The 14,098-nt window shown below is 75.0% G+C and carries 10 protein-coding genes; 8 read left to right on the top strand and 2 right to left on the bottom strand.

The annotated features are described in order from the left end of the window. The first annotated feature begins 206 nt into the window (after positions 1 to 206). The 7 genes from ACLGIH_RS22535 (at position 207) to ACLGIH_RS22505 (ending at position 11,278) form a co-directional block, all read left to right on the top strand. Positions 207 to 1,592, top strand: a complete 1,386-nt coding sequence (locus tag ACLGIH_RS22535; RefSeq protein WP_416529451.1) for a hypothetical protein — start codon at positions 207 to 209, stop codon at positions 1,590 to 1,592. 14 nt (positions 1,593 to 1,606) lie between these two features. Then, the gene (locus ACLGIH_RS22530; protein WP_416527075.1) at positions 1,607 to 2,653 is read left to right on the top strand and encodes a glutamate ABC transporter substrate-binding protein; all 1,047 of its coding nucleotides are present in this window, start codon (positions 1,607 to 1,609) and stop codon (positions 2,651 to 2,653) included. Between the two features lie 110 nt (positions 2,654 to 2,763). Next, complete coding sequence (locus ACLGIH_RS22525) at positions 2,764 to 4,068, top strand: hypothetical protein (RefSeq protein ID WP_416527074.1); 1,305 nt, start codon at positions 2,764 to 2,766, stop codon at positions 4,066 to 4,068. A gap of 22 nt (positions 4,069 to 4,090) precedes the next feature. After that, on the top strand, positions 4,091 to 7,021 hold the full coding sequence (locus tag ACLGIH_RS22520) for a serine/threonine-protein kinase (protein WP_416527073.1): 2,931 nt from the start codon (positions 4,091 to 4,093) through the stop codon (positions 7,019 to 7,021). Positions 7,022 to 7,024: 3 nt separating this feature from the next. Then, a complete protein-coding gene (locus tag ACLGIH_RS22515) occupies positions 7,025 to 8,434 on the top strand; it encodes a PP2C family protein-serine/threonine phosphatase (RefSeq protein ID WP_416527072.1) in 1,410 nt (469 codons plus the stop codon). Between the two features lie 122 nt (positions 8,435 to 8,556). Next, positions 8,557 to 9,903: a vWA domain-containing protein gene (locus tag ACLGIH_RS22510; protein ID WP_416527071.1), complete on the top strand. Its 1,347-nt coding sequence runs from the start codon at positions 8,557 to 8,559 to the stop codon at positions 9,901 to 9,903. Positions 9,904 to 9,949: 46 nt separating this feature from the next. Beyond that, entirely contained in the window at positions 9,950 to 11,278 is a 1,329-nt protein-coding gene (locus tag ACLGIH_RS22505; RefSeq protein WP_416527070.1) for an FHA domain-containing protein, read from the top strand. Between the two features lie 6 nt (positions 11,279 to 11,284). Here ACLGIH_RS22505 and ACLGIH_RS22500 read toward each other — a convergent pair whose 3' ends face one another. Continuing rightward, complete coding sequence (locus ACLGIH_RS22500) at positions 11,285 to 12,286, bottom strand: methyltransferase domain-containing protein (protein WP_416527069.1); 1,002 nt, start codon at positions 12,284 to 12,286, stop codon at positions 11,285 to 11,287. 149 nt (positions 12,287 to 12,435) lie between these two features. Between ACLGIH_RS22500 and ACLGIH_RS22495 the strand changes: the two genes are divergently transcribed. After that, entirely contained in the window at positions 12,436 to 12,840 is a 405-nt protein-coding gene (locus tag ACLGIH_RS22495) for a globin (RefSeq protein ID WP_416527068.1), read from the top strand. A gap of 914 nt (positions 12,841 to 13,754) precedes the next feature. Here ACLGIH_RS22495 and ACLGIH_RS22490 read toward each other — a convergent pair. Continuing rightward, positions 13,755 to 14,060, bottom strand: a complete 306-nt coding sequence (locus ACLGIH_RS22490) for a hypothetical protein (RefSeq protein WP_416527067.1) — start codon at positions 14,058 to 14,060, stop codon at positions 13,755 to 13,757. Between the last annotated feature and the right edge of the window lie 38 nt (positions 14,061 to 14,098).

Genomic DNA, 14,098 nt, shown 5'->3' with positions numbered 1-14,098 from the left:
GGCGGGAACCGAACCGATTCCGACGGCGTATTCATGGGCAGGGGATGGTGCGGAGCCCGGGATCGGATCAAGATCGGGTGAAGGCCGGTGCGGATGTCGGTGCCGGGGGCGATACTTGCGGCGACGGATGACCATGGGGGAGGTCAGCAGTGACACAACCGCCGAGGGGCAGCACGGCACCACCACCGCGGTCCGGCACGCCCACCCTGCCGGCCGTGCCACCGCAGCCCGGTCCCGCGACCCCGCCCGGTGCCCCGCCGCGGGCCCAACTCCAGCAGCGCCGCACCGCGTTCGCCGAGGGGCTGGACCGGCTGCGCGCCGCGGCCACCACCGAACCGGGCCGGCTGCGCGCCATCGGCGCCCTCCTCGCCCTGCTCGTCATCGCCTTCGGCGCCGTCACCGCCTGGCAGACCACCAACCGTGCCGCCGCCGCCGACGACGTCCTCACCCGCAGTCAGCCCCTCACCTCCGACGCGGCCGACATCTACCGCTCGCTCGCGGACGCCAACACGGCGGCCTCCAGCGGCTTCCTGGCCGGCGGCCAGGAGACGAAGGCCTCCCGCGACCGGTACGAGAAGGGCATCCGCACGGCGGCGGCGGGTCTCGTGAACGCCGCGGCCTCCTCCGACCCGGGCTCCCCGTCGGCGGCGACCATCGAAAAGCTCAACCGGCTGCTGCCCGAGTACAAGGGCCTGGTGGAGCGCGCCCGCACCTACAACCGCCAGGGCTTCCCGGTCGGCGGCGCCTATCTGCGCTACGCCAACGAGAAGATGCAGCAGGAGATGCTCCCGGCGGCGGAGGCCCTCTACAAGAAGGAGAACGAGCGGCTGCGCGCGGACTACGCGGACGCCACGCCCTACCCGTGGGCGGCCATCGCCCTCGGCGTCGCGGCGCTCGCCGCGCTGGCCTGGGCCCAGCACCGCACCTACCGGCGCACCAACCGCGTCCTCAACCACGGCCTGGTGGCCGCCACGGCCGCCACCACGGTGGTCCTGCTGTGGCTGGCCGTCGGCCACAGCGTCGCCCGCGCGAACCTGGACGAGTCCCGCACCCACGGGGTCCGCTCGCTGAACGTCCTGCACGACGCCCGCATCGCCTCCCTCAAGGCCCGCGGCAACGAGAACCTCACCCTGGTCGCCCGCGGCGCGGAGACCAAGAAGGTGGGCGACAAGACGTACGACGCCTACGACCACGACTTCCGGCAGAACATGAGGACCCTCGACGCGCGCCTGACCGAGGCCGAGCGGCTGGCCGACGACCAGACCGGGAAGCGGCCGGTCACCGCGGCGGCCGGCAACATGAGGGAGTGGACCGAACGCCACGGCGCGGCCCGCGAGGAGGACGAGAACGGCAACTACCAGCAGGCGCTGGACCGGGTGATCGGCGGCAAGGGCGCCACCGTCGAGTGCTTCGACAACATCGACGCCAACCTCGCCGACGCCCTCGCCCACGAGGAGCGCGAGTTCGAGCAGGCGGCCGGTGACGGACGGGACGCGATGACCGGCCTGCCGGCGGGCGCCGCGGTCCTCGCCGTCCTCGGCGCGGCCGGCGCGGTGCTGGGCATCAGCCGCAGGCTGTCGGAGTACCGGTGAGAGGGGGCGCGAGGATGAGTGCACGACGTCTGCGGGCCGGCCTGAAGGGCTGGGGCGGAGTGGGCGCGATGGCGGTCCTGTGCGCCCTGGCCGTGCTCTTCGCGCTGCTGCTGCCGCTGGTCCAGTCGCGGGGCTCCGGCGACGGGACCGGTCCGGACGGTCAGAACGTGGCCCACGGCAGCCAGGCCCGGGCCGAGCAGGAGTGCACGGACCCGGAGAAGCAGACGCTGTCCCCGTCCGGCGCGGACGGCCCCACCATCGACGCGATCAAGAGCCGGGTGGGCGAGAAGCGCAAGCTGGTCGTCGGCGTCGACCAGAGCAGCTACCGCTGGGGCTACCGCGACCCGAACAGCGGCGGCGCCGCGAAGCTGGAGGGCTTCGACATCGACCTGGTCCACCGCATCGCCGAGGACATCCTCGGCGACCCGGACGCGGTCCAGTTCAAGGCGATCCCCACCGACCAGCGCATACCGGCGATCCAGAACGGCCGGGTCGACATGGTGGTCCGCACCATGACCATCAACTGCGCCCGCATCCAGGACGTCGCCTTCTCCGCCCCGTACTTCAGGACCGGCCAGCAGCTGCTGGCCCCCAAGTCCTCGCCGATCACGGGGTACGACGAGACGCTGGCCGACAAGGAGATCTGCACGGCGACGGGTTCGACGGCGTTCAGCACGCTGGAGCAGGACCGGAAGGACGGCAGGCTCGTGGCCTCCGCCGACCTCGGCACCACCGTACCCAACCAGCTCGACTGCCTGGTGCGGCTCCAGCTCGGCGAGGTCGACGCGGTGGTCACCGACGGCGCGCTCGCCGCGAGCCAGGCGGCACAGGACCCGACGGTCGAACTGAAGGGCGACGCGTTCACCACCGAGTACTACGGCGTGGCGATGAAGAAGGACGCCGACGATCTGGTACGCCGGGTCAACCAGATCCTGGTGGACTTCCGCAAGGACACCGCGAACGGCTGGCAGCAGTCGTACAAGCGGTGGCTGTCGGCGACACTGGGCGACGACCCGGCCGAGTCGGAACCGCCCGCGCCGCGGTACGAGCGCGAGAACTGAACGGCCGGCGGAACAGGCAACGGCAGGAACGGCAGGGGGACCGGCGGGGACAGCAGGTACCGGCACAGGTACCCGAGAGAGCACACGTCCGACACAGCGAGAGGTGATCGATGGGCGGCACGGGACCCACCGGGCCGGTGATGGACCGGGACGAGGTGGACCGTGCGCTGGGGCGGCTCGGCGCGGAGCACGAGGCGATCGAGACCTCGCTGCTCGCCCTGCAGGACCATGCCGGCCGCAGACTCCTGGAGGGCGCCGACCTCACCGGCCTGACCGCCGAGCGCTGGGCGGCCACGGAGGCGTCGATCACGCTGCTGTGGACCTGCTTCGACGCCTACTCCGGTGCGCTGCGCACCGCCCGGGAGATCCGCGCCCGGCGGCGCTGGTCCAGCCGCGAGGACCTGGCGGAGCTGACCGAGCTGCTGCGCGGCGAGTCGGTGATGGTGGCCGGCAGCGCCACCACCGCCACCGCCAACGCGCCCACGCTGTCCGGCACTCCGGGCGGACCCCGGCTCAGTGAGCGGTTCTCGCTCGGCACGCTGGTGGACCGGATGAACGAGCTGTACGCGGCCTCCCTGGACATGGTGGTCGCCGCCGACGCGGTCTGGTCGGCGCTGCCCGCCCGCATCGATCTGCTCGCCGCCGAACTCCAGCGCACCCGGCAGCTCGCCCACTCCGTCGGCGTCCGCCCCGGCGAGCACCCGGCCGGCGACGACCTGGAGCGGATCACTCGCACGCTGACGAGGCTGCGCGAGCGGGTGGTGTCCGACCCGCTGGCGTTCTGGGTGCCGGCCGAGGGCAGTTCGGCGCCGGGCGGCGGCCGGCCGGACACCACGGTGTACGACCGCGAGGCGCGCGCCCTGGAGGACGTACGCCGGGAGATCGACGCGGTCCTGGCGGTGCGTCAGGACGCGGAGCAGCGGATCGTGAAGCTGCGGGACGTGCTGTCCCGCGCGGACCGCACGCTGGCCGAGGCCCGCACCGCGCGCGGCGAGGTGCTGGCGAAGATCGCCGCGACGGAGGTGCCGGTCGTCAGCGGGCCGCCGACCGCGATGCAGGAGCAGCTGGCGACGGCCGCCGAGTACCGCAGACAGGCCCAGTGGCACCGGCTGTCACCGCTGCTGGAGTCGCTGGAGCAGAAGGCGGAGGACGAACTGATCCGGGCCCGCGAGTCGTTGACCGCGGTCACCGCGCCGCTCGCGGTCCGCGCCGAACTGCGCGGGCGGCTCGACGCGTACCGGGCGAAGGTGACCCGGCACGGCCTGGCGGAGGACCCCGAACTGGTCGAGAAGTACGAGAAGGCCCGCCGCATGCTGTGGAGCGCGCCCTGCGACCTGCGCGTCGCCGAGCAGGCCGTGCTGCGCTACCAGCAGGCGGCGATGGAGCAGCTCGGCGGCGCCAGGCCCGGCGCCTGAGGGACGAGGGGGAGGCAACGTCATGAGTCAGGCACAGCGGCCCTGCCAACGCCCGGGCTGCGACGGCGGCTACGTGAACATGGGGGACGCGGGGGACGCGGGGGACACGGGGGGCGTGGTCGGCGGCGAGCTGTACTGCGACACCTGCGGCCTGGCACCGTCGGCGTCCGCCTCCGGCCCGGCAGGCTCCGCGCCCACCGGCGGCGGCTCGGGCCCGGAGGGCAGCGGCGGCAGCTCGCGCCGCTGCCAGCGACCGGGCTGCGGCGGCGGTTACGAGGACATGGGCGGGGGCGAGCTGTACTGCGACACCTGCGGCCTGGCACCGGTGGTGTCCGCCTCCGGCATGGTCGGTTCGGCGCCGACCGGCATCACCGGCGGCGGCAGGGGCTCGCGGGGCAGTGGCAGCTCCCGCTCCAGCGGCCGCAGTTCGCGTACGTCGTCGCAGTCGTCGAAGTCGCGCCGGTCGGTGTCCGGTCGGCTCTCGCGGTCCCTGTCCGGCAAGTCGACCGGCCGGTCGGTGTCGGTGCGCAGCTCGGGCTCGGGCGCCGCCTCCACCACGCGCGGCCGGCTGGGCGCGGGCCTGGTCCAGGTCCCGTCGATCCCCCGGCCCGACCCCCGCTCGATGGTGCTGGCCGACCCCGAGGTGCCGGAGCGGAAGCGGTTCTGCTCGCGGTCGGACTGCGGGGCGCCGGTCGGGCGGGCGCGCGGTGACCGGCCGGGCCGGACGGAAGGGTTCTGCACCAAGTGCGGGCACCCGTACTCGTTCGTGCCGAAGCTGACGGCCGGGGACGTGGTGCACGGCCAGTACGAGGTCGTGGGCTGTCTGGCGCACGGCGGGCTCGGCTGGATCTACCTCGCCGTCGACCGGGCCGTCTCCGACCGCTGGGTGGTGCTCAAGGGCCTGCTGGACACCGGCGACCAGGACGCGATGGCCGCCGCGATCTCGGAGCGGCGCTTCCTCGCCGAGATCGGGCACGCCAACATCGTGCGCATCTACAACTTCGTCGAGCACCTCGACCAGCGCACCGGCTCCCTCGACGGCTACATCGTGATGGAGTACGTCGGCGGCAAGTCCCTGAAGGAGATCGCCAACGCCCGCCGCACCCCGGAGGGACGGCGCGACCCGCTGCCGGTGGAGCAGGCCTGCGCGTACGGCATCGAGGCGCTGGAGGCGCTGGCCCACCTGCACAGCCGCGACCTGCTGTACTGCGACTTCAAGGTCGACAACGCCATCCAGACCGAGGACCAGCTCAAGCTGATCGACATGGGCGCGGTGCGCCGCATGGACGACGACGAGTCGGCGATCTACGGCACGGTGGGCTACCAGGCGCCGGAGGTCGCGGACGTCGGCCCCTCGGTCGCCTCCGACCTGTACACGGTGGGCCGCACGCTCGCGGTGCTGACGTTCGACTTCCAGGGCTACACCGGCGTCTACGCCGACTCCCTGCCCGACCCGGACACCATCGAGGTCTTCCGGCGCTACGAGTCCTTCTACCGGCTCCTGGTACGCGCCACCGACCCGGATCCGGGCCGCCGTTTCGCCTCGGCGCAGGAGATGGCCGAGCAGCTGACCGGCGTACTGCGCGAGGTGGTCTCGCTCCAGACGGGCCGCGCCCGGCCCGCCCTGTCGACCCTGTTCGGTCCGGAGGTCCGGGTCACGGACACGGAGTTGTTCCCGAAGCTGGACGGGGAGGTGTCGCGGCTGGGGGCGCGGGCGGTGCCCGTGCGCGGACGCCGGGCCGCCGTACGCCCCGGCACCGCCGGGACCGGGAACGGCGCCCTGTCCGGTGCCGCCGGTACCGGCAACGGGGCCCTGCCCGCCGCCAACGCCGCGGTCCCCGCCCCGCCCGCCCCCTCCGGCCCGGCGAGCACCTCCATACCGGCCCCGCTCCCCCCGGGCGGCCCGGCGGGCACCGCAGCGCCCAACGGCACCGCAGCGCCCAACGGCACGGCAACGCCCGACGGCACCGACCCCGGCGGCACCGGCGCCCCGGCCGGCACCGCGAGCCTGGTCAAGCCCGTCGACGCCCCGCACGCGTCCCTCGCCCTGCCGGTCCCCCGCGTCGACCCCGGCGACCCCAACGCCGGTTTCCTCGCGGGCCTCATGGCCTCCGCGCCGGGCGAGCTGCTCACCGCGCTGGCCGCCGCGCCGGCACCGTCCGTCGAGACGCGGCTCAGGCAGATCCGCGCCCGGCTGGAGGGCGGTGACGCGCCGGCCGCGCTGGACGCCCTGGCGGCGCTGGAGGGCGAACGGCCCGACGACTGGCGGGTGGTCTGGTACCGGGGCGTGGCCGCGCTGGTGACCGGCGACCACGAGGGCGCCGCGCTGGCCTTCGACGCGATCTACGACGCCTTCCCCGGCGAGGTCGCGCCCAAGCTGGCGCTCGGGCTGTGCGCGGAGGTGCTGGGTCAACTGGACAACGCCGCCGAGTACTACCGGCTGGTGTGGTCGGCCGACCCGAGCTACGTCAGCGCCGCGTTCGGCCTGGCCCGGGTCCAGCTGGCCACCGGCGACCGGCGCGGCGCCGTACGGACGCTGGAGTCGGTGCCGGAGTCGTCCATCCACTACACGGCCGCCCGCGTGGCGGCGGTGCGGGCCCGGCTCCGGCAGCGCACGGCCGTCGGGGCCGACGTACCCTTCCTGGACGACCTGACCGCCGCCGCGACGCAGGTCGAGGCGCTGGACGTGTACGGTCTGGACCCGGCGCGCCGCGAGCAGTTGGCGGCCGAAGTCCTCGGCTCCGCCCTGGACTGGGTACTCTCCGGTGGCCAGGGTTCCGCTTCTCCAGCCGCCGGAGGGCGGACACTGCTCGGCAGTGGCCTGGACGAACGGGGCCTCAGGTTCGGCCTGGAGCGTTCGTACCGCACGCTGGCCCGGCTGGCGCGGGGCGGCGAGGAGAGGATCGACCTGGTGGAACGAGCCAACCGTTACCGCCCCCGGACGTGGGTGTAGTTGATGTCGCAGATGCCCCAGTTGTCTGCCTGCCCGAGCTGCGAGGAACCCCTCGAGTCGGGTGACCGTTTCTGTGGAGCGTGCGGATACGACCTGTCCGCCGTGCCCGAACGGCCTCAGGACGACCCGACGATCGCGCCGTACGGCTCGGTGCCCGAGCCCGGCCCGCCGGGCGACGGTCCCGCCCGCCCGGCGGCACCGCCCGGCGGCGCGCCCTGGCCGGTGGCCGGGGGGCCGGACGGCCCGGGCCCGTCCGCGTCGGCGCATCTGCCGGCGGACCTGCCGGGCACCGACTCGGGCGGTGGACCGCTGCCGCCGCAGGCGCCCCCGCCGCCCGTACCGCCGGCCGCGCCCGCGCCCGGCGTGCGGTTCGACCGCCCGCGGGAGCCCGAGGAGTACCCGCTCCAGGCGCCGGACCCGCGCCTGGTCACCGACCTGCCCGCCCCGCCGCCCGCCCCGCCGGCCATGCCGTCTGCCGCACCCGCACCCGCGTCCGCACCCGCGCCCGGCGAGCCGGTGTGCGTGGCCTGCCGGGCAGGTCGCGTCGACGACGACGGCTACTGCGAGAACTGCGGGCACGCCCAGCCCCGCGAACGCGACCACATGGAGCAGGAGTCCGGTCCGGTCGCCGCCGTCAGCGACCGCGGGCTGCGCCACCACCGCAACGAGGACGCGTTCGCCCTCGGCCGGACGGCGCTGCCCGACGGCACGACCGCGGCCGTGGCCATCGTCTGCGACGGCGTCTCCTCGGCGACGCGGCCCGACGACGCGTCCCTGGCCGCGTCCCGGGCGGCGAGCGAGTCGCTGCTGGCCGCGCTGCCGGGCGGCACGCATCCGCAGCAGGCCATGCACGACGCGATCGTCGCCGCCTCGCACGCCGTCAACGCGCTGGCGGAGGAGCCCGCGACGGCCCGCGAGCAGGCCGCGCACCAGAACGCCCCGGCCTGCACCCTGGTCGGCGCCGTGGTGACCTCCGGGCTGCTGGTCGTCGGCTGGGTCGGCGACAGCCGCGTCTACTGGGTCCCGGCGGACCGCTCGGCACCGGCCGCCCGGCTCACCGAGGACGACTCCTGGGCCGCGCAGATGGTCGCCGCCGGTCTGATGAACGAGGCCGAGGCCTACGCCGACGAGCGCGCCCACGCGATCACCGGCTGGCTCGGCGCCGACGCCTACGAACTGGAGCCGCACACCGCGGCCTTCAAGCCGGACCGGCCCGGCGTGGTCGTGGTGTGCACCGACGGCCTGTGGAACTACGCGGAGGCGGCCGAGGACATGGCCGAGGCCGTTCCCCTCGACGCCGCCGACCGCCCGCTGCACAGCGCCCGGGTGCTGGTCGGCCACGCCCTGGACGGCGGGGGCCACGACAACGTAACAGTGGCGGTCGTGCCGTTCCCCGCCCCGCCGCAAGGGTAGGTATCGGCTGAGGCCGGGGGTCGCGCATGCCTGCGCGGGGCCGGCCTCGCGGACCGCAGGGGGCGGCCCGCTTCAGCCATCGCCCCACCACCGTGGGGGAGCAGAGGGGGATGCGATCGGGCATGGCCAATTTCTCGAAATCGAACGTGCCGCGGTTCTCGGTGGACGTGTACCAGAACGAGTACCTGCCGGAGGGCGCCGGCGAGGTCAACGCGATCGTGACGGTCACCGCCACCGGCGGCGGCACGATCGGGAGCGCGGTCGCCGCGCCGCACCTGTACTCGCCCGGCCACGGGCCGTCCGCGGCGGTGGCGATCCTGGTCGACTGCTCGGGGTCGATGGACTACCCGCCCAGCAAGATGCGCAACGCCCGGGACGCGACGGCCGCCGCGATCGACACCCTGCGCGACGGCGTGCACTTCGCGGTGGTCGGCGGCACCCACGTGGCCAAGGAGGTCTACCCGGGCGACGGCCGGCTCGCGGTCGCCGATCCCGCCACCCGGGAACAGGCCAAACAGGCCCTGCGCAAGCTCGGCGCGGGCGGCGGAACGGCCATCGGCACCTGGCTGCGGCTGGCCGACCGGCTGCTGGCCTCCGCGGACGTCGCCATCCGGCACGGCATCCTGCTCACCGACGGCCGCAACGAGCACGAGTCGCCCGAGGAGCTGAAGGCGGCGCTGGACACCTGCGCCGGGCGGTTCACCTGTGACGCGCGCGGCGTGGGCACCGACTGGGAAGTGAAAGAAGTCACAGGCATCGCCTCCGCCCTGCTCGGCACGGCCGACATCGTCGCCGACCCGGCGGGCCTGACCGCCGACTTCACGCAGATGATGGAGACGGCCATGGGCAAGGAGGTCGCGGACGTCGCGCTGCGCCTGTGGACCCCGGCCGGTGCCACGGTGAAGTTCGTCAAGCAGGTCGCGCCCACGGTCGAGGAGCTGACCGACCGCCGCACGGAGGCGGGCCCGCGGGCCGGGGACTACCCCACCGGCTCCTGGGGCGACGAGTCCCGCGACTACCACGTCTGTGTGCAGGTTCCGCCCGCCGGGATCGGCCAGGAGATGCTCGCCGCCCGCGTCTCGCTGGTCGTACCGCAGCCCGACGGGACAGCCCAGAACCTCGGGGCCCAGGGGCTCGTACGGGCGATGTGGACGGACGACATGGTCGCCTCCACGTCCATCAACCCGCAGGTCGCCCACTACACCGGCCAGGCGGAACTGGCACAGGCCATCCAGCAGGGGCTCGAACTGCGCAAGGCGGGAGACATCGACGGGGCAACGGCCAGACTGGGCCGCGCGGTTCAGCTCGCCGGGGCCTCCGGAAACGCGGATACTGCGAAACTGCTTGCGAAGGTGGTGGACGTGGTCGACGCCGCGGCAGGTACTGTGCGACTGAAGGCGAAGGTCGAGGAGGCGGACGAGATGACTCTCGAAACCCGGTCGACCAAGACCGTTCGCGTCAAGAAGTAACACAGGCCACCACGCGAGAAGCTCCGCAAGAGGGGGAAGCACCGACATGCCGACCTGCCCGAACGGACACCAGTCGGGTTCCGACGACTGGTGCGAGGTCTGCGGTCACCGCATGGCCGGTGCCGTGCCGCCGCCCCCGCCGCCACCCCCGGCCGGCGGCTACGGCTTCCCGCCGCCCGGCGGCCCCGGAGCTGGGCCCGGGGGCCCGGCCGGCCGCGGCGGCCCCGGCGCCGAGCCGGAGCTGTGCCCGCAGTGCCGTACGCCCCGGGAGGGCGGCGCGCCCTTCTGCGAGGAGTGCCGGTGGAACTTCCTGACGAACACCGCCACCTCGTACACCCCGGCCGCGCCGCGCCCGCCGGCGCCCGACCCGGCCGGCCGCTTCCAGCAGCCGCCGCCCGGCCCCGGGCCGTCGTACGGCGGTGAGGGCGGCTACGACTACCAGAGTTCCCGCCCGTCGCAGATGAACCGCCCCGCCGAGCCGATCCCGCCGGGCCCGCCCGGTTTCGGCGGCGACCCGTCCCGCCCGGTCCCCCCGCCGCCCGGCCCTGGTGGTCCCGGGGGCCCCGGCGGTCCTGGTGGCCCCGGCGGCCACGGCGGCCACGGCGGCCACGGCAGCCACGGCCACGGCCAGGGTGACGGGCAGAACAGGCCCGGTGGACCGGGAGGCGCCCCGCAGGGGTTCCAGCAGTCCGGCCCGCCGGCCCCGCCCGCCTTCCCGCAGGAGACCGGCCGGCCGCAGCCGGGCGGTCCCTCCTTCGGCGGCGGTGACGACGACTGGCTGCTCCCCCCGCCGTCGACCGGGCCCGGAGGCGGCCCCGGCGGCCCCGGCGGCCCGAACGGCGCTGGTCGGGGCGGTGGCTACGGTTACCCGCAGCCCGGCGCCACCCAGGCCCCGCCGCCCCCGCCGCCGCCCGGCCCGGGCTTCCCGCAGCCGCCGCAGCAGCATCAGTCGCCCCCGCAGCATCAGCAGGTGACCTGGACGGCGACGATCGGCCCGGACCGCGAGTACTTCATGGCGATGATGCAGCGCTCCGGCCCGGAGGCCGCGGGCCTGAACCTGCCGGCCTACTCGCCCGAGCAGCAGCGCACGCTCACCGGCAACCAGATCACCATCGGACGCCGCCGCCACTCCACCGGCGACACCCCCGACATCGACCTGTCGGTGCCGCCGGAGGACCCGGGCGTCTCGCACCAGCACGCGGTGCTGGTGCAGCAGCCGGACGGCGGCTGGGCGATCGTCGACCAGAACTCGACCAACGGCACCACGGTCAACGGCGCGGAGGAGCCGATCCAGCCCTTCGTGCCGGTCCCGCTCCAGGACGGCGACCGGGTGCACGTCGGCGCCTGGACGACGATCACGATCCGCCGGGGCTGACCCCGCTCAGCCGCGCGGCGGGGCGTCGGGGAGGGGCCACACGTACGGCCCCTCCGGGTCGTCCAGCCACGCCCACGCGCGGTCGCCGCCGACGGTGACGCCGTAGCGCTCGCGCCGGGGTGCGCACTCGCGCACCCACAGTGCGTACGCCTCCTGCGGATCGAGGCTGCCGCGGGTCAGCGCGAGCAGGAACCGGAACAGGTCGTCCTCCCGCGCCCGGCGCGGCACCCCGCCCAGACCCGGCGCCTCCGGCCGGCTCCGCTCGGCGCCGCGCAGCGGCACGAAGTAGGCCGGTGTGTGCAGGAAGCGCCCCTCGGCGTGCTCGGCGTCCCGTACGTCGAGCGCGAGCAGGCCGGTGGCGAACGGCGTGAGGATCCGGCCGCCGGGACGGCACTGGGCGAGCCAGGCGCGCGGTACGGAGGAGAGCGCACAGGTGGCGATGATCCGGTCGTAGGGAGCGCGTTCGGGAACACCGCGCGCCCCGTCGCCGGTGACGACGGCCGGGTGGTACCCGGCGGTGTCCAGGTGCCGGCGGGCGGACTCGGTGATCTCCGGGTCCAGGTCGACGGTGGTGACCAGGTCGCCGGTGCCTAGCCGGTGGGCGAGCAGGGCCGCGTTGTAACCGGTGCCGGTACCGATCTCCAGGACCGTGTCGCCGTCCCGCACCTCCAGCGCGGCCAGCATCATCGCCATCAGCGAGGGCTGGCTGCTGGAGGACAGCAGTTCCCCGTCGCGCAGCCTTGTGGCCAGCGGGGTGTCCGCGTAGGCGCCGCGCAGCCAGCGCTCGCGCGCAGCCGGGTCGGGGTGCTCGGCCCAGCGGCGTTCGTAGCCGCCGGCGACGCCCACGTAGTAGTACGGCACGAAGAGGTGCCGCGGGACCGCCTCGAACGCCGCCCGCCACACCGGGTCGTCCGCCCAGGCCCCGCTCAGCTCGATCTCCCGCACCAGCGCCGCCCGCGCGGAGGCGGCGAGACGGTCCGGCTCTGCATCCGGCGCGTGCCCGCCCATACCTCCACAGTAGGGGGGCCTAAGCCTTGAGTCCTATGCCGGGCCGTCTGAGACCATGGAGCACGTACTGCAATTCCGGGGGGACCGCCCCCGGACCCCCGGCCGAACAGCCTCGGGGCGGACCGGCACGAGATTGGCGAGGCACACACGTGACCGAGATTCGGCGCGGCACGCTTCAGGAGCAGACCTTCTACGAGCAGGTCGGCGGGGAGGAGACCTTCCGCCGGCTCGTCCACCGCTTCTACCAGGGCGTGGCCGAGGATCCGCTGCTGCGGCCCATGTACCCCGAGGAGGACCTGGGCCCGGCCGAGGAGCGGCTGACGCTGTTCCTGATCCAGTACTGGGGCGGCCCGACGACGTACAGCGACAACCGCGGCCACCCCCGGCTGCGCATGCGCCACGCCCCCTTCACCGTCGACCGGGCCGCGCACGACGCCTGGCTGAAGCACATGCGGGCGGCCGTCGACGAGCTGGGCCTGTCCGAGGAGCACGAGCGGACGCTGTGGAACTACATGACGTACGCGGCCGCCTCGATGGTGAACACCCCGGACTGACGGCCCGGTCGGCACAGACCTCCACCTGACGCGCGGATTCCGGTCGCCGTCGCCGCATTCCGGTCACGATCCGGTCAAGTCCGCGCCTCAAGCGCTTACCCCGCGCCCGTCGCCTCTGACAACATCACCGGAAGCCTGTACGACAGCGGCGGGGGCCGGGCTGACGGGGTTCGGGGGCCGGCGGGGTTCGTGCTGCTGCGCGCCCGCGCGCACCGGCTGCTGCTTCGCCGCCGCCCTGCTCACCGTCCTGCTGACCACGGCCGTACTGGCCACTCTCACCGCGTACACCGGCACCGTCGGCGACGCGGCCCTGCGGCACGCGCTGGCCGGCCCGCGGGGCGCCGCCGACGCCGCGCTGATCGTCAAGGCGGACGTACCGGAGGACCGGCGCGAGGAGGCCGACGCCGCCGTACGGGAGGGCGCCGAGCGGATCTTCGGCGGGCTGCCGGTGACGGTGCGGACCCTCAAGCGGTCGGGCCCGTACGCGCTCCCCGCCGGGCCGCGGCCCCGCAGCACCGCAGCACCGCCGAACCGTCCGGCGAACCCGACCTGACGTTCTTCGCGGAGCTGGACGCCGGACAGGTGCGCCTGACCGAGGGGCGGATGCCGCGCGGGCGGCCGGACGGCCCGGTCGAGGTGGCCCTCCCCGCCGGCGCCGCCGAGCGGCTGGGCCTGCGCCCCGGCGCCCGCCTCACCCTCACCGACCGGCTCGACGGCCCGGCGGTGCCCGTGACGGTCACCGGCCCGTACCGGCCCGCCGAGGCCACGGCGGCGTACTGGCGGCTGGAAGACCTGGAGGGGCGCGGCGTCGGGCAGGGCGGCTTCACGACGTACGGGCCGCTGCTGGCCGCGCCCGGCGTGGTGACCGGCGGTGCGGTGAGCACCGGGACGTCCGGGTGGCTGGCCTCGGCCGACTACGCGTCGCTGACGGCCGGGCGGACGGCGGCACTGCGCGCGTCGGCCGGGAGGGCACGGCGTGGCTGCGCGACCGGCCGGTGCTCAGCGGCGCGGCCACCGCGGCCACCGGGCTGCCCGAGGTCCTCGACCGCCTCGGCCGTTCGCTGGTGGTCTCGCGTTCCACCGTCCTGGTCATCGCCGTCCAGCTGGTCCTGCTGGCGGGCTGCGCTGCTGCTGGTGGCCCGGCTGCTGAGCGCCGAACGCGCGGGCGAGCTGCGGCTGTTGCGGGCGCGCGGTGCCTCCCGGGTCCGGCTCGCGGGCACGTCCGCGCTGGAGGCGCTGCTGCTGGCCGTGCCCGCGG

The organism is Streptomyces hamibioticus (assembly GCF_047946815.1).
Classification (GTDB): Bacteria; Actinomycetota; Actinomycetes; order Streptomycetales; family Streptomycetaceae; genus Streptomyces.
The sequence above is the reverse complement of the archived record's forward strand: the minus strand, read 5'-3'. Positions and strand labels throughout refer to the sequence as shown.